Source organism: Flavobacterium sp. (assembly GCF_027484205.1).
Classification (GTDB): domain Bacteria; phylum Bacteroidota; class Bacteroidia; order Flavobacteriales; family Flavobacteriaceae; genus Flavobacterium.
The window spans coordinates 103,546-120,211 of sequence record NZ_JAIXUB010000009.1 but is presented as its reverse complement, the minus strand read 5'-3'; the positions used below and the strand labels follow the sequence as shown (position 1 = coordinate 120,211).

The following is a 16,666-nucleotide window of genomic DNA, read 5'->3' as shown; positions in this document are numbered from 1 at the left end:
ATAACAAACAGCATTTACCCTTAATTTTATTTTTTTAACCCTAAGTAACTTGCACAAGTCAAACATTAACAAAAAAATTATGTGTATATCAAAAATTAAAACCGTTTCATTGTGCTTTTTACTATTGTTTTTGACCGCTTGTAATCAATCGAATTCTCAAAATCAAAAAGTTAAACCAAAGGGCAATCCAAAAAAAACTTCAACAGTGGCATCAATTTTTACTGGTAACTATATTGCGTCATACGAAAATGCTTCTATTTCGGCAGAATTAACAGAAAATCAAAATGTAGTAAAAGGATTTTTTTATATGGATGGTGTTAAAAATGAACTCATTGCAATAAGTACTAGAAACACAATGAAGGGAAAACTAAAAGATAAAAGTAAAAACATTTATTATGATTTTGAAGCAATATTAAATGACAATGATCTTACTTTTTCAATTACATTTCCTGAATTAGATAATAGAGTTGTTGATTTATTACTTAAAAAACAAGGAATAACCATCGATAATGGAAACTCTAATCTAACGACAACTCAAGATGCAGAAGTGTACAATTCTAAATCTAGTGCTCAATTAAATTCGAGAGAGAAAGATAGAAGATTAATTGGAACTTGGCGATATACAGAGGTTTTGAGTAGTGGTTATGGCGATAACTACGGTTCACTTGCAACAGATTATTTTATCCAATTTAAACCAAATGGCGAATGTTTATCATGGACAGGAAGTAGTGCAGGTGGAACTAGTGATGTTACTTATGAAAGCGGAGGAAATGGCAATGTCACTAAAGAAGGTTGGTATACTGAAGGTAAAAATGTAGTTTTTTATGATCTAAATACTAATGAAGAAGTAAGTATTCCTTTTTTAGCTGATGAAAACAGATTTCTTTTAAAAGGAGGAAGCACAAAAATATATGAACGTGTAAATTAATAAATCTTATGAAAACAAAACAATCAAAAATGATGATTAAAAATTCAGTAAAACTTTTAGTAGTAATTTTTTTAATGGCTTCTTGTAGTAAAGACGATGATGGTCCAAAATTTCAAGAAGAAAATTTTTTAGCAAGTTATTTATCGCAAACTGGTTTTGACCAAAAAACAAACCTATTTGTAAATTCAGGAAGTTTTGAATTTGGTTTGTTCTTTTCGCCAAAAGTAAAGGGAAAAATCACTTCATTAAAAGTAAAATTGCCGGATGTAAATAGTAGTCTAAAAGTTACCCTTTGGGATATAGAAACATCGACAGTGATTAGAACAGAAATTGTAAATGTAGCTACAATAAATACCGACTTTACATTTGATATTAATGACATTCCTTTAGAAAAAGATAAAGAATATGCCATCACCATGAACACAAACGATTGGTATGATAGAAAGAAAAATGATGGTTCAATAGTAACTTATCCAATTATTTCGGGTAATATTGAATTAAAATCATATAAATTTATTTCTGGAACATCACAAACGTTACCTACAAGTTCACAAACAAATTATTATGCTGGAGATTTATCATTTAATTTTATTCAAACAAAATAATAATTTTTACTTTTATTAAAAATTCCGCTTTCAATTTATTTTGGAAGCGGAAAAAATATTTCCTAAATGATTGAATTTATATGGCATGCTGTTATTTCATATTTGATGCTCTTTTTAGTGTTAAGTATTTCATTGCATCTATATACAAAAGACAAAAGTTTTAAATATTATGCGTTTTATAATTTCACTCTTATCCTTTATGTTTTAACCAAAAAAGAATGGATTTATTACTATTTTGTTGACACTATTTTAAGTCAATTCTTTGCAAAGGAAGATGCAGTTAGTTTCGCAAAGTTTAATAATTGGTATATTCAGGTTGTTTTTTATAATTTCTATTTTATTTTTTCAATCTATTTTCTTGATCTTAATAAATTTATAAAAACTATTACTGACCGAATTATAAAATTTTTGACAATTATACTTGTGTTTTTTTCGGTACTTTTTTTCATCACATTTCGAAATAATAAATTTGAACTATTTTTCGAATCTTTTCAATTTTTGTATTTACCCATAGTGCTAATTTTATTTTTCTATTTACTTCCAAAAACATTAAAACACTCGGGAAAACACAAATATTTTTATTTAACAGGTTTATGCTTTTACATCATTTTTGCACTTATTGGTTTCTATTTAAGTGTGTATACAAAAAACAATGGAAACATTATTAAATATTTTTTAACGGGTATTTTAATAGAGAATTTCTGTTTTGTTCTTGGTTTAGCATACAAAATTAAGCTTGTAAATGAAGAAAATCAAAAATCTAAAGCAGCCATAGCATTTGAAAAACAAAACCAAGAAATTTCAAAACTTGAAGCCTTAATCGATGGTGAAGAAAAAGAAAGACAAAGAATTGCTCAAGAACTTCACGATGGTTTAAATGGTGATTTATCTGCAATTAAATATAGATTATCAACTCTTGAAGATTCAGGTTTAAGTAATATTGCAAGAGAAGATATAATCAAAGTAATCAATATGGTTGATGAATCTTGTGCACAAGTTAGAAGTATTTCACACAATTTGATGCCTTCGTCTATCTTAGATTATGGATTAATTGAAACCGTTAAAGAGTATTGCTTTAAGATGAATTCGACCGATGATTTTAAGATAGATTTTCAATTCTTTGGAAATTATATAGCACTTTCAAAGAAAACAGAAACGGTAATTTATCGTATTGTTCAGGAATTAGTTGTAAATATTTTAAAACATGCTAAAGCAACAGAAGCAATAATACAATTCAATTATAGAGATGATGAACTTTTTATAACGGTAGAAGATAATGGAATAGGTTTTAATGAAAATACAATTTCTAAAGGAATAGGTCATAAAAATATACAAACCCGTATTGATTTTCTTAACGCACAACTAGATGTTGATAGTTCATCATCAGGAACATCGTATACTATTTCTATTGATTTAAATAAAACAAAATGATTAAAATTGCCATTACAGACGACCATACAATAGTGATTGAAGGCATTAAAAACATGCTAAAATCTGACAAACAAATTGAAGTATTACAATCCTTTGAAAATTTAAAAGATACTTTCGAAAACTTAAATGATTCTATTGAAGTTTTACTTTTGGATATAAATTTACCTGATGGAAATGGGATTGTTGCCTGTAAAGAACTTTTAGAAACACGAAAAGATTTAAAAATTATTGCGTTAACCAATTTTGAAGACAGTATTTTCATAAAGCAAATTTTAAAAAATGGTGCTATGGGTTATTTACTCAAAAACACTAGTAAAACCGAACTTACCGAAGCTATAAAAGAGGTTAATAAGGGAAATCGATACTTGCCTAAAAATATTAATGATATTCTATTAAACGACTCTATAGGGATTTTCAATTCTAATTATTTTGTGCCCAAATTAACTAGTAGAGAAAAAGAAATTTTAGCCTTAATAATTAAAGAGTACACTACAGATGAAATTGCTAATGAACTTTTTCTGAGTAATAAAACAGTTGAATCGCATCGAAGTAATTTAATGCAAAAATTGGGCGTGAAAAACTCTGCAGGATTAGTTAGAGTTGCATTTGAAAAAGGATTGGTTTAAACCAAAAAAAAACGCATCCAAATTAATGAATGCGTTTTAGATTATTTTAAAAAGTAATGAATTACTTAACCGATGCTTTTAAAAACTCACGGTTCATGCGAGCAATGTTCTCAAGAGAAATTCCTTTTGGACATTCTACTTCACATGCTCCAGTATTGGTACAATTACCGAAACCTTCTTCATCCATTTGACGAACCATATTTAACACACGATTTGTAGCTTCTACTTTACCTTGTGGTAATAAAGCATATTGCGACACTTTTGCACCTACGAATAGCATTGCAGAACCATTTTTACAAGTTGCAACACAAGCGCCACAACCAATGCATGCTGCAGCCATAAATGCTTTATCTGCATCATCTTTTGGAACAGGAATTGAATTAGCATCGATAGTATTTCCCGAAGTATTTACAGATACGAATCCACCAGCTTGTTGAATTCTATCGAAAGCACTCCTATCAACAACTAAATCTTTAATTACTGGAAATGCTCTACTTCTCCATGGTTCAACATAAATTGTATCACCATCTTTGAACATTCTCATGTGCAATTGACAAGTTGTAATACCAGTATCTGGACCATGTGCACGACCATTGATATACAAAGAACACATACCGCAAATTCCTTCACGACAATCATGATCGAATGCAATTGGCTCAATATTGTCATTAATTAATTGCTCGTTCAATTGGTCTAACATTTCCAAAAACGAACTTGCTGTAGAAACATCATTCAATTTGTATGTTTCTAAATTCCCTTTAGCTTTGGAGTTTTTCTGACGCCAAATTTTTAGGGTAATATTTATATTTTTTGCTGCGCTCATAACTCTATTATTTGTAATTTCTTGCGGCTATTTTAATAAACTCATATTTCAATTCTTCTTTGTGAAGCTCTTCTTTAGTAATATCATCACCTTTATATTCCCAAGCACCAACAAAAGAGAAGTTTTCATCATCACGAAGTGTTTCACCTTCAGCATCTTGATATTCTTCACGGAAATGTCCTCCACAAGATTCATTTCTTTGCAAAGCATCCATAGCCATTAATTGACCTAAATCAATAAAATCTGCAACACGCAATGCTTTTTCTAACTGAGGATTCAACTCATCAGCTTTTCCTGGAACATTTACATCTCTGTAGAATTCTTCCTTTAAAGCACTGATTTGTGCTATCGCTTCTTTTAAGCCAGCTTCGTTTCTACCCATACCAACTTTATTCCACATAATTAATCCTAAACGTTTGTGGAAATGATCCACTGATTTAGAACCTTTATTATTTAAGAATTTATCGATAGAATCTTTAACTCTATTTTCAGCTTCTGCGAATTCTGGTAAATCTGTAGAAATTTTACCAGTTCTGATTTCATCTGCCAAATAGTTAGAAACTGTATATGGAAGGACAAAATATCCATCGGCTAAACCTTGCATTAAAGCAGAAGCTCCAAGTCTGTTTGCTCCATGATCAGAGAAATTTGCCTCACCTGCAACGAAACAACCTGGAATTGTAGATTGCAAATTATAATCAACCCAAACGCCACCCATTGTGTAGTGAACTGCTGGATAAATCTTCATTGGAGTTTCATATGGATTTTCATCCGTAATTTTTTGATACATAGTAAACAAGTTACCATATTTCTCTTCCAACCAAGCTTTACCTAATTTAGTAACTTCTTCAGCGCTAGGATTATGATTTCCTTGAGCATAAGCCGCTTGTTTACCTTTATTTTGAATTTCTGTAGAGAAATCTAAGTAAACTCCTTCGTTAGTATCGTTAGCTTCAATTCCGTGTCCTGCATCACATCTTTCTTTTGCTGCTCTAGAAGCTACGTCACGTGGTACAAGATTACCAAAAGCTGGATATCTTCTTTCAAGGAAATAGTCTCTATCTTCTTCAGCTAATTGTGTAGGTTTTAATTTACCTGCTCGAATTGCTTCAGCATCTTCTTTTTTCTTAGGAACCCAAATACGACCTGAATTACGTAAAGACTCTGACATTAAAGTCAATTTCGCCTGATTAGTACCGTGAACTGGAATACATGTTGGGTGAATTTGAACAAAACATGGATTAGCAAATAAAGCACCTTGTTTGTGTATTTTCCAACCAGCTGTAACATTACTTCCCATTGCATTTGTAGAAAGGAAATAAACATTTCCATAACCTCCAGAAGCAATAACAACTGCGTGAGCCGAATGTCTTTCTAATTCACCTGTTACCAAGTTACGTGCTATAATTCCGCGAGCTTTACCATCAACTTTTACTAAATCTAACATTTCGTGACGATTATACATTTTTACACGTCCTAATCCGATTTGTCTTGATAAAGCTGAATATGCACCTAATAGTAATTGTTGTCCCGTTTGTCCTGCAGCATAAAAAGTTCTTTGAACTTGAGTACCACCAAAAGAACGGTTATCTAACAATCCACCATAGTCACGTGCAAAAGGAACACCTTGAGCAACACATTGGTCGATAATGTTTCCTGAAACTTCGGCTAAACGGTGAACGTTTGCTTCACGCGCTCTATAATCACCACCTTTGATAGTATCATAGAATAATCTAAAAATACTATCTCCGTCATTTTGATAATTTTTTGCGGCGTTTATTCCACCTTGTGCGGCAATTGAGTGCGCACGACGTGGAGAATCTTGAAAGCAAAAAGCTTTAACATTATAACCCATTTCACCAAGTGAAGCGGCTGCTGATGCACCTGCTAAACCTGTTCCAACAACTATAATGTCGATTTTTGGTCTATTGTTTGGAGCAACTAATTTTAAATGGTCTTTATAATCAGTCCATTTTTGAGAAATGTGACCTTCTGGTATTTTAGAATCTAACTTCATAATATATATCTGATGTTGATTATTTTAAGAAAAAGTGAATGTAAACTGGAATTATAGCAAAAAGTAAGGGAACAATAATTGCAAAAGCTGTCCCGAAAGTTTTGATTGCCGGAGTAAACTTATTATTGATTCCTAAAGATTGAAATGCACTTTGAAAACCATGCAACAAATGAAAAGATAAAACTGCCATTGCTAAAACATATAAAATTGTAGCTATCAAACCATATTTTGGATCTTTAAAAAATGCAACCGTAATTTTATGTAAATCTTTATAACCTTCACCAACTTTTACTTTAGCTTGAGTATTAAAGAACTCTGTTCTGTTTTCAATGTATGTAGGCAATCCCATTTTTGTTGCGTCACTTAAACTATTTGCTGTTTGAGCAACTGGTTGATATCCGCCATTTGTGGTTAAGTATAATTCTTGCTTTTGTCCCATAGCTTCAACAGTAATTTTTTGTAAAGGCATTTTTTCATCAAAATGCATTACTGCCCAAAAGTTAACCATGTGTGTCACAATAAAAACCAAAATCAAAGTACCTAAAACAGCCATGTTTCTAGAAGCTAAACTACTTGAAGAACCATCTGTTTTCGCATAACCAACTGGTCTAGCTTTTTTGTTTTGAATTGTCAACATAATTCCGTCAACAGCATGAAAAAGAATCGAAATGTAAGTTACATAAGATAATAACTTAACTGCTGGATTTGAAGTCATAAACAACGCATATTGATTAAAGTGTAATGCGTCACTGAAAATCAATTGTAGATTTCCAGCTAAATGTCCTGCCAAAAACAAGCATAAAAATAAACCCGTAAGAGCCATCCAATATTTTTTTGCGATAGATGACTTTAAGAATGCAGATTTTGCCATAAGATTGTATAATTTATTTAAAAAAATCAAACAAAAATACAGCTATTTGATATTAACTACAACCTTTTCGTCGTAATTTATAATGAATTTAAAGTGAGTTTAACACTTGTTGATTTTCAAAGTGTTAGAAAGATGAAAATTAGTTGTTTTGATTAAACAAAACTATTTTACATAGGTAGGAATCAATCCTCTTAAACCCATATCAACAACATTTTCTCCTTCAGATGGTTCATATTTACCATCTTGAATTACTTCGTGCCACTCAAAACTGTTGTTTATGGAAAGTGAAAGTGTTATTATAATATCTCTGGTTTCATTTCCAGTAATAACTAAGTTTGTTGGAAATTTTCCTGTTACAACACATGAACCGGCAGGAATTGGTGAAGTTGAAGCTATTGGATTTGGAACCGTTGTTGCTCCTGCTGGCGCTTGTCCAGATGTTGAATAAGGTTGGTCGTTTAAAGCGAAAGCCCAATATCCTTGAAGTTTATTTGCGTTAACTGGAAAAGTTGTATTCTTAATAGAATGTTCACCAATATATGTATTGTAACCTACAAAACTTGCAAGTGTTCCTGTGTAATCGACACCTTGACTTCTAACTTTTATTTCGTAATTCTGATACGCTAATGAAACTCTTAGCCATTCATAATTTCCTGATTGAATTTGACTTAAAGGTATTTTCAAGAATGTTTCGCCTTCTTCAGATATAATGGCTTTTGAAAAATCAATAGCGGTGCTTCCACCAAGTGTAGTTTCTGGAGCGTGATAAATAACTTCGCCTTGACCTAATTGAGTTGTAGCTGAAGGTGCAAATTCTAAATAATGAGCGGAAATTGAATTAAAATCAGGTGATTGTGCAGCATTTCCCACAGCAACAGTTGACGGTTGTCCAAGATTATTTAATCGAACTTGATTTTTGTCAAATTGAAATTTAACAATTAGCATTGGTTCTTCTGTTTCATCTTTTGAACATGAAAAGAACGAGACAGTTACTATTAAAACAAGTGCTATTAATACTAATTTTTTCATATGGATAGTTTATTAAATAACCCCGATTATAACGGAAATCCTTTTCTTTTTTTCTTTTAAAAAAAGAAAAGATTGCAGAGAAAAGCGGGAAAATGGATTGCAAAAATGCGCAGACCATTCGTTTCAAATAAATTAGACGATTTTAATACGTTTTTGTTACATCTTCATCTATAACGAGAATGAAGTTGGCTTTATTGTAATTTTCTTTCTCTAATTTAGATACGTCTTTTTGTTCTACACACGAAATGGTTACAATTTCAATTGTTGGATTGTATTTTTTTAAATACCAATTGATTCCTTCAAAGTTATCGGAATGATAGGTTCCGTTGTAATGAATGAAAACAGAGTTTGATGCTAAATTCTTATTGATAAAATAGGCCATTGTTGCATCTTTTATGGCTTGAGCTTTTGGCATTTTGTCGCCAGCATGTCCGCCTTGCATGTTCATCATTCCTTGATATCCAGGAAGATTGATGTCAAATTCAATTGGTAAAGGTGCTATCCATGATTTCTCTTCATCTTTTAGAGTTTGAAGTTCTTCTAATCCTTTTTTGAATACCATCGAAGCATAACGCCTTGGAATGTTTGTGGCTATGAAATCAAATTTATTTTCTTTTGCAAAATCAACTAAAGGTTTGTAATCTGTGGGATGATTTTTCCAAAGTCGTGCAGTGGAATCTAATTTTCTTTGATCGATTTCACCTTTTAAGTATTGGTTTAATTGTGTTTGATTGTCGGCTTCAATCATTTCTGCACCGAGAACAACTTTTGTTTGTGCAGCAACATCTTTAGTTAATTCAAGTTGTAACCAATGCGCCACCGAATTATTATGATATTCTCCAAAAAGAACAACTTGTGTTTTCAAAGATGCTTTTAATAATTTATCATAAGATACTTTCTTTCCATTTTTATCAAATAATTGATAGGCTTTTTTATCTTGTGCTTGAAGACAAGCTACAAAAAGAAGAAGTAGTAACAAAAATTTAGTTCTCATTATGAAATTTTTTATAAAAATATAGATTTTAATCTGAGTTGAAAACTATTTGGATATTTTTGTTGAAACTTTTATAGATGTCAGTTTCAAAATCGAACGATACTTTTCTTGATTATTTATGTCAATTTATTGATGTAAAAGATGATTACATGCAAGAATTGATTGTTAAAGCTAGAGAAACGTTTCAAATATTACATCTTAAAAAAACGAATTCTTTGCAAAAGAGGGAGAAATTTGTCAACATTTTTGTTTTGTAGAAAGCGGCATTTTACAACATTCGATTGAAGTTTTAGACGAGGAAAAAACGACGTATTTAGCTTTGAGAAATTCGGTTACTTCTTCGTTAAGCAGTTTTTTATTTGGAAAACCATCAAGAAAGAGCATCAAAGCCATTGCCGATAGTAAACTATGGATTGTAGATTTAAAAACCTTCAAAGATTTAATTGAAAACAATAAAGCATTTCATCAATTTTATTACAATGTTATTGAAAAACAAATTTGCTTAATTGATGATTACCGAATTGATTTGCTAACATTAACACCTGAAGAACGTTACAAAAAACTATTGGCAACCGAACCTAAATTACTGCAAGAAGTTCCGTTGCATTATTTATCCTCTTTTCTCGGGATTTCATCGCGTCATATGAGTCGTATTCGTAAAAACATCTTATAGTTTTTTATTTGGAACACAGATTGGAGAAATTTTAAAAATTGAAGTTGATTTTTGCTTTTGACATTGAAGTTGAAAATAACGCCATTTGGCTACACATTGAAAAGATAGTTTGCGTAATTTTGGTAAATAAAATGACATGAGCCTTCAGGCAATTGCATATGACCATTAAAAAACAATAAAAACTTACATATGAAATACCATCAAATAGACCGTGATTTGTTTATTAAAAACAGAGCAAAATTCACGGCACAAATGAAACCTAATAGTGTTGCCGTTTTTAATTCGAACGATATTTACCCTGTTTCTGCCGATTCTACTTTGCCATTTGCACAACATCGTGATATTTTTTATTTATCTGGCGTTGATCAAGAAGAAAGTATTTTGTTGCTTTTTCCAGATGCGCCATATGAAAATTTAAAAGAGATTTTATTTCTGAAAGAAACTAACGAGCACATCGCAATTTGGGAAGGCGAAAAACTTACTAAAGAAAGAGCTTTTCAAGTTGCGGGAATTAAAAGTGTGATTTGGTTGCAAGATTTTCATAAAACGTTGAAAGAAGTGATGACTTATGCCGAAACCATTTACATCAACACTAACGAACATTATCGTGCGGTGATTGAAACCGAAACTCGTGAAGCACGTTTTATTAAATGGTGGAAAGAAAATTATCCTGCGCATAAAGTGGAAAAATCGAACCCAATTTTGCAAAGAATTCGTTCTGTGAAAGAAAGCGAAGAATTGGATTTAATTCAAGAAGCTTGTAATATCACTGAAAAAGGTTTTCGTAGAATTTTGAATTTCGTAAAACCAAACGTAATGGAATATGAAATTGAAGCCGAATTTGCACATGAATTTTTAAGAAATCGTTCCAAAGGTTTTGCTTACACACCAATTATTGCTTCGGGTAATAATGCGAATGTGTTGCATTACATTGAAAACAACCAACAATGTAATCCAGGCGATTTAATTTTGCTTGATGTTGGTGCAGAATACGCAAATTATTCAAGTGATATGACGCGAATGGTTCCAGTTTCAGGACGTTTTTCTGAGAGACAAAAAGAAGTATATAATGCGGTTTTACGTGTAAAAAATGAAGCTACAAAAATGTTAGTTCCTGGAACTTTGTGGAAACAATATCATGTAGAAGTTGGTAAAATCATGACTTCTGAACTTCTAGGTTTGGGATTGATTGACAAAGCCGATGTTCAAAACGAAAATCCAGATTGGCCAGCATACAAAAAATATTTCATGCACGGAACGTCGCACCACATGGGATTAGACACACACGATTACGGATTATTACACGAACCAATGCAAGCCAATATGGTATTCACTGTTGAGCCAGGAATTTACATTCCGGCAGAAGGTTTCGGAATTCGTATTGAAGACGATATGGTGATTCAGGAAAAAGGTGAAGCGTTCAACTTGATGCGTAATATTCCTATTGAAGTGGAGGAAATTGAAAGTTTAATGAATAGTTAGTTTTAGAAAATAGATACAAGAAGAAAGAGAAAAGACGGTTTGCGAAAGTGAGCCGTTTTTTTATGTTCCTAGTTGTCATTCCGAAGGAATATCACTTTCGATTATTTTGTGTGATTTCTCTCTCGTCAAAAAAGACGAGACGAAATGACAAAACTATGCTTTCTTGGGTAATTGAATTTGCGGTAAAGGTTGACACAATGTTTTGTTTACAATTTTTTCTCTCATTAATTTCTTCTTATTGAAATGGCGAGAAATGTTTTGAATGATTTCTGTATAATTATCTAAACCGTCATTTTTTTGATGATAAAAAACTTTGATTGAGCAACAATTTTCATGCTCAAAAATTGTATTTAACAGAATTCTATCAGACAATCCACATGAATGTCCCAAAATAAATACTTGAAATATTTCACTATCAATTAAATCTAAAAGATTTTTATAGTTAGGTGTATGAAGATACTGAAAAGACTTTATATTTCTTAAATATTCATTATCGTTTTTCTCTTCTATTTTTTGATAATTCTTATCCATTTCATCACCAAAGCCAAAATTAATTGGATTGGCTTCGTCATCTATTTTCCCATGAATTTGATTCATTCGATTACTTTTTAAATTTAACTTTTGTAAATAAAGAGCTAACGTATATGTGTAATTAAAATTTAAGAAGAATTTCGGGATTTCTATTTTTGTTTTCATCAATCTAACATGTTCTTCTTTGATTCTGTTATGAATTTTTGGTGGGAATTCATCAAAAAACTTATCAAATTCTGTAAAGGAATAGTTGTCATCATCTAAAATATTTAAGAAATCTTTAATCTCTTTTTGGTTAAATGACTTTGCATAATCAATTTTATTCATTAAATACTCACTTAACAATTTTTTGATTTCTTCAAATTCACGATTAAGAATAGTTATTTCTTTTTCCTTTTTTTCTTTTGGGATAAATGCTATAACTTTAGGTAAGAGTAAATCAATTAATTGAAAATAATATTCATTCTCTATATCGACCCAGTTTTCTATGGACATTTTGCTGCAAATTGTTTCAAAAAATTTATTATGAAACTTTATGTATGAATCATTTTTATCTGAACGTTGATATGGATTAAAACCTGAAGAATAAGTATTGACAAATTTAACCAATTCAAAATAAGTATTAATTTGTTTTATACTTTCACCAATAACTTCAAAATTTTGCCAAGTCAATTCAATTTGAATAGTAATGATTTCACTTTCGTATAACCAAACTTTCTTATTATCATAATTACTAATAATGCTTTTCCAAAAATCATCAATAAAATCTCTATAACTAGTTGGTAGTCCATGCGCCAAATCAAATCCGTTTCCAATGATAACTAATCTATTCATACTTCTAAAATCTGTTTCTCAAATATATTTATTTTCAAGCATAAAAGGTACAAAAGTTATTAACGATAATTGTTTTACATTCTTTTGTGACTTTTGTGTTTCAAAAAAAATTAAAGTTATAGTTTTGCACCAATGAAAATCACCATCTTTAAAAACACCAAAATCACATACACCGACCAAGGAAAAGGTACGGTTGTAGTTTTATTGCATGGTTTTTATGAAAATAAAGAAATGTGGAATGCTTTTGTGCCAGAGTTTTCAAAGAAACACCGCGTTATTGCTATTGATTTATTAGGTCATGGACAAACAGAATGCTTAGGTTACGTTCATTCTATGGAAGATCAAGCCGATATGGTGCATCACGTTTTGCACGAATTGAAAATTAGAAAAGCGGTTTTGGTTGGTCATTCTATGGGCGGTTATATTGCGTTGGCTTTCGCCGAATTGTATCCAGATGCTATGAAAGGTTTGGTGCTTTTAAACTCCACTTCAAGAGCTGATAGCGACGAACGAAAAGCCAATCGTGACCGAGCGATTATTGCAGTTAAGAAAAATTATGTGGCTTGTATTCGAATGAGTGTTGCGAATTTATTCAGTGAGAAAAATCGTGAAATCTTTTTGGATGAAATTGAATATGTAAAGTTGGAAGCTTTAAAAACGCCACTTCAAGGAATTGTTGCTTGTCAAGAAGGAATGAAAATTAGAAAAGATAGAGAAGTTATTTTGCATTTTGCTTCTTATCCAATGCTGTTGATTTTAGGAAAAGAAGATCCCGTTTTGAATTACGATGAAAATATTGACCAAATTGAGGGAACCAACGTAAAACTGCACACTTTCCCAGACGGACACATGAGCCATATTGAAAATAAGGAAGAATTGTTGGTTGTTTTGGGTGAGTTTTTAAAAAGAGTTTAACCGCAAAGACACGAAGAATGCACGAAGGTCACTAAGCTTTCTTTCTAAAAATATAAAAAACTTGCGAACTTTGCGAAAAACTTAGCGCCTTTGCGGTTAAGTGTTAAACTTTCTCCTCAAAAGCCACATCAACACTCAAAATTTCATTTAACAAAACCACAATTTCTTCAATATAACTCTCCATTATTTCGGGTGAAATTACTTCTATTGTTTCTTTACCTTCTTTGAAACTAAATGGCAAAAATCCATTTTTTAAGTTTTTGAAAGATATAATTCCGGCTTCGATTTCTAGGCCTTTGGCTTCTTTTTCATACATAAATGCGTAGGCAAGAATTTGAATAATTTTATCGTTTTTGATGTCTTCTGTTAAGCCATTCCAGGATTTTAAAGTGACACTTGGTTTTGTAACATTTCCGGTTTTGTAATCGATTATTCTAATTCTTCCGTTTCGATTTTCGATTCTGTCTACATTTCCGCCAATTGTAACAGAAAATGGTAATTTTGGATGAATTAATTCACGTTCTAAATGTTTCTCTAAGGCAATAATCTGAATTTCATCTCCGTTTTGAATGGCTTCCAATTCTAGTTTCAAGAAATTCAATACATTTCGTTTGGCAACTTCAAAAGCTAGCAGATTTCTTCCTTTTTTGATTTCGCCTTCTTTGTAAACTAATTTGAATTGTTTCAACACTTCTTCATCGATATTTTTGATGCAAATTTTAATATCATTTTCAATTAAAATCTTACCAATAAATGGTTTGTACAATTCTTCTAAAGTTCCGTGAATGATGGTTCCAAGTGTATTTACTGCGATATTTTCTTCTACTTCATCGGTTTCGGAAATTCGTAATATTCTTTGGAAATAAAACTGAATCGGATTTCGAATATACGTCGTCAATGCTGATGGAGAAAATCCTTTGTCAGCAATTTCTTTCAATCGCAACAACACTTTTTCCGATTTTGGAATTACTAAAGGTTGATGTGCAATTTCAGGAACATTAGCATTGTACGTTTGAAATGTCAAATTGTGATTCGGTTGTTTTTCGACTTCTAATTGTGTGATAAAACGACTTCGTTCTCCAGCGTCTAAACCTTCACTATCAGAATTATACAGCAAATAAATATTTTTAGCACGTTGTAATAAATGATAGAAATGATAAGTATAAATGGCGTCTTTTTCTTTAAAAGTTGGCAAACCATATTCTTTTTTTACATCATAAGGAATGAACGAATTCATGCTTTTTCCAGCAGGAAATTTGCCTTCATTTACCGATGTGATTATTACAGTTTCGAAATCGAGCACACGACTTTCCAAAACTCCCATAATTTGCAATCCGTTTAAAGGTTCGCCTTCAAAAGAAACTTCAGCAACATCAATTACTTGTTTGTAAATAGCAAAAAGTGTTTCAACAGAATCGATATTTGAATTAGATGAAAAATACGAAATCATTTTGTTTATCACTTTGAAAATCGAATAAACAAAAGCATTGGTAATCTTTTCTTCGTCATTGTCGGAACTCAAATTGGATTTTATTTTGAGTAAAATCTGACTCAAATTTTCCAAAATAGTTACAGAAGAAGTATCCCATTTTTGAAAAATCAATTGAAATAATTCATTCTGATTTTCTTGCAATTCTAGGATTCGTTTGTGAACTATGAAAGTATAATTGTTCTGATTGATTCGGTTTACCAATTCTTTAGTATTGATGTAAGGTTCAATCAGTGGATGCGTCAAAATATCCAAAACGTCTTTGTAATAAAATACATAGCTTGAAGCGTTTCTCGAAATGGCATTAGTATGTGCTTTAAATAGTTTGGCGATAAGCAATTGCGCTGGATTATTTTTACTTGAATAACCCATCGTAATATTTAATGCATCAACATTGGATGGAAGCGAATATAAAATGGGAACCAAAAGCGATTCTTCGCCAAGAACTACGGCAACATTTTGAAGTTTACCTTCGTTTTGAATACTTTGTTTTTCAATTATTTCGCCTACAATTTTGGCTTGACCAATTGCTTTTGGTGTACCAATAACTTGAATGTTCTTTTCATGCTTAAAATCATTCGTAATCCATTCATAGGGATTGGTTTTATAATATGGCCAAGAGGATTTGAATCTTCTTTGAAAAAGTCCTGTATCGTGAAATGGATCATTCAAAAAAGTTTCATCGATATCCCAATAGATTTTGGCTCTATCAATCGCTAAAAGATGTTGTATAATTTTTTCTTCGGCATGGTTCAAAGCATTAAATCCAGCGAAAAGGAATTTTTTATCTTTTATAGTTTCTGAAAAATGGTTAAGATTATCAACTGCTTCTCTATAAATCAGACCTTGATAACCAATTCCTTTATGTAATAAATAATTATAAAGTGAATGATAATACAGTGGAAGTTTTTTCCAGAAAATTAAATATTTATCAATTAAGTCGGTTCGTTTGTCAATGTCAACTGCCCAATGTTCGACTTCCTTAATATTTTCAAGATATTTAAGAATCTTATCTGGTTCAAGAAGATACCGATCAATTTCGTTGAAATCTTGAAGTAATGTTTTTGCCCAATTAGCAAAGGTTTCGAAAGATTCTTGGTCTTTGTCAGTTACTGAAAGATACACATTATAAAACTCGAATAATAATTCGACGCTATCAATAGAACGAATTCCTGCAATGTTTTGAACAAAGTCTTCAATACTTATAATTTCAGGAGAAAATATAGTTGTAGTTGTTTCCTTTTTTAGCTCATCAATAAGAAAAACTTTAGCTCTTCTGTTAGGCAGAATAATTATTAAATCTGAAAAATTATCAGAATAATCAGTGACAATTACTTTAGCAAGTTTATTTAAAAATGAGTTGTTATTCATTTTATAAATATAAAAAAACGCCCCGATAAATCGAGGCGTTTCTTAAA

Annotated in this window: 14 protein-coding genes; 7 read left to right on the top strand and 7 right to left on the bottom strand. The window is 31.2% G+C overall.

Annotated elements, in window-relative coordinates; translation table 11 throughout:
* Positions 1 to 79: 79 nt before the first annotated feature.
* The 4 genes from Q0049_RS03145 (at position 80) to Q0049_RS03130 (ending at position 3,590) form a co-directional block, all read left to right on the top strand.
* Positions 80 to 928: a hypothetical protein gene (locus Q0049_RS03145; RefSeq protein WP_298116472.1), complete on the top strand. Its 849-nt coding sequence runs from the start codon at positions 80 to 82 to the stop codon at positions 926 to 928.
* Positions 929 to 936: 8 nt separating this feature from the next.
* Positions 937 to 1,533 (top strand): hypothetical protein, encoded by a 597-nt coding sequence (locus Q0049_RS03140; RefSeq protein ID WP_298116470.1) that lies wholly within the window; start codon positions 937 to 939, stop codon positions 1,531 to 1,533.
* A 66-nt stretch (positions 1,534 to 1,599) separates the two neighbouring features.
* Positions 1,600 to 2,964 (top strand): sensor histidine kinase, encoded by a 1,365-nt coding sequence (locus tag Q0049_RS03135; protein ID WP_298116468.1) that lies wholly within the window; start codon positions 1,600 to 1,602, stop codon positions 2,962 to 2,964.
* A complete protein-coding gene (locus Q0049_RS03130) occupies positions 2,961 to 3,590 on the top strand; it encodes a response regulator transcription factor (protein ID WP_298116466.1) in 630 nt (209 codons plus the stop codon). Before Q0049_RS03135 ends, Q0049_RS03130 begins: the two co-directional genes overlap by 4 nt.
* Positions 3,591 to 3,651: 61 nt before the next feature.
* Here Q0049_RS03130 and Q0049_RS03125 read toward each other — a convergent pair whose 3' ends face one another.
* The 5 genes from Q0049_RS03125 to Q0049_RS03105 form a co-directional block, all read right to left on the bottom strand.
* Complete coding sequence (locus Q0049_RS03125; protein WP_298116464.1) at positions 3,652 to 4,413, bottom strand: succinate dehydrogenase/fumarate reductase iron-sulfur subunit; 762 nt, start codon at positions 4,411 to 4,413, stop codon at positions 3,652 to 3,654.
* Between the two features lie 7 nt (positions 4,414 to 4,420).
* Positions 4,421 to 6,430, bottom strand: a complete 2,010-nt coding sequence (locus Q0049_RS03120; RefSeq protein WP_298116462.1) for a fumarate reductase/succinate dehydrogenase flavoprotein subunit — start codon at positions 6,428 to 6,430, stop codon at positions 4,421 to 4,423.
* A 19-nt stretch (positions 6,431 to 6,449) separates the two neighbouring features.
* Positions 6,450 to 7,301 carry a succinate dehydrogenase cytochrome b subunit gene (locus tag Q0049_RS03115; protein ID WP_298116460.1) on the bottom strand — a complete coding sequence of 284 codons (852 nt, stop codon included), beginning with the start codon at positions 7,299 to 7,301 and terminating at the stop codon, positions 6,450 to 6,452.
* A 162-nt stretch (positions 7,302 to 7,463) separates the two neighbouring features.
* Positions 7,464 to 8,330, bottom strand: coding sequence for a hypothetical protein (locus tag Q0049_RS03110; RefSeq protein WP_298116457.1), 867 nt, complete (start codon positions 8,328 to 8,330; stop codon positions 7,464 to 7,466).
* Positions 8,331 to 8,472: 142 nt separating this feature from the next.
* Positions 8,473 to 9,324 (bottom strand): ChaN family lipoprotein, encoded by an 852-nt coding sequence (locus Q0049_RS03105; RefSeq protein WP_298116455.1) that lies wholly within the window; start codon positions 9,322 to 9,324, stop codon positions 8,473 to 8,475.
* Positions 9,325 to 9,556: 232 nt separating this feature from the next.
* Here Q0049_RS03105 and Q0049_RS03100 point away from each other — a divergent pair, with 232 nt between their 5' ends.
* Positions 9,557 to 9,997 (top strand): Crp/Fnr family transcriptional regulator, encoded by a 441-nt coding sequence (locus Q0049_RS03100; protein ID WP_298116614.1) that lies wholly within the window; start codon positions 9,557 to 9,559, stop codon positions 9,995 to 9,997.
* A gap of 189 nt (positions 9,998 to 10,186) precedes the next feature.
* Positions 10,187 to 11,479 (top strand): aminopeptidase P family protein, encoded by a 1,293-nt coding sequence (locus tag Q0049_RS03095; RefSeq protein ID WP_298116453.1) that lies wholly within the window; start codon positions 10,187 to 10,189, stop codon positions 11,477 to 11,479.
* A 153-nt stretch (positions 11,480 to 11,632) separates the two neighbouring features.
* On the opposite strand, the gene Q0049_RS03090 is transcribed toward Q0049_RS03095, so the two are convergent.
* Positions 11,633 to 12,844: an AbiH family protein gene (locus Q0049_RS03090; RefSeq protein WP_298116451.1), complete on the bottom strand. Its 1,212-nt coding sequence runs from the start codon at positions 12,842 to 12,844 to the stop codon at positions 11,633 to 11,635.
* Between the two features lie 132 nt (positions 12,845 to 12,976).
* Between Q0049_RS03090 and Q0049_RS03085 the strand changes: the two genes are divergently transcribed.
* On the top strand, positions 12,977 to 13,759 hold the full coding sequence (locus tag Q0049_RS03085) for an alpha/beta hydrolase (protein ID WP_298116450.1): 783 nt from the start codon (positions 12,977 to 12,979) through the stop codon (positions 13,757 to 13,759).
* Positions 13,760 to 13,862: 103 nt separating this feature from the next.
* Here the strand turns inward: Q0049_RS03085 and Q0049_RS03080 are convergent, their stop codons facing one another.
* A complete protein-coding gene (locus Q0049_RS03080; RefSeq protein ID WP_298116448.1) occupies positions 13,863 to 16,619 on the bottom strand; it encodes a PD-(D/E)XK nuclease family protein in 2,757 nt (918 codons plus the stop codon).
* Positions 16,620 to 16,666 lie beyond the last annotated feature (47 nt).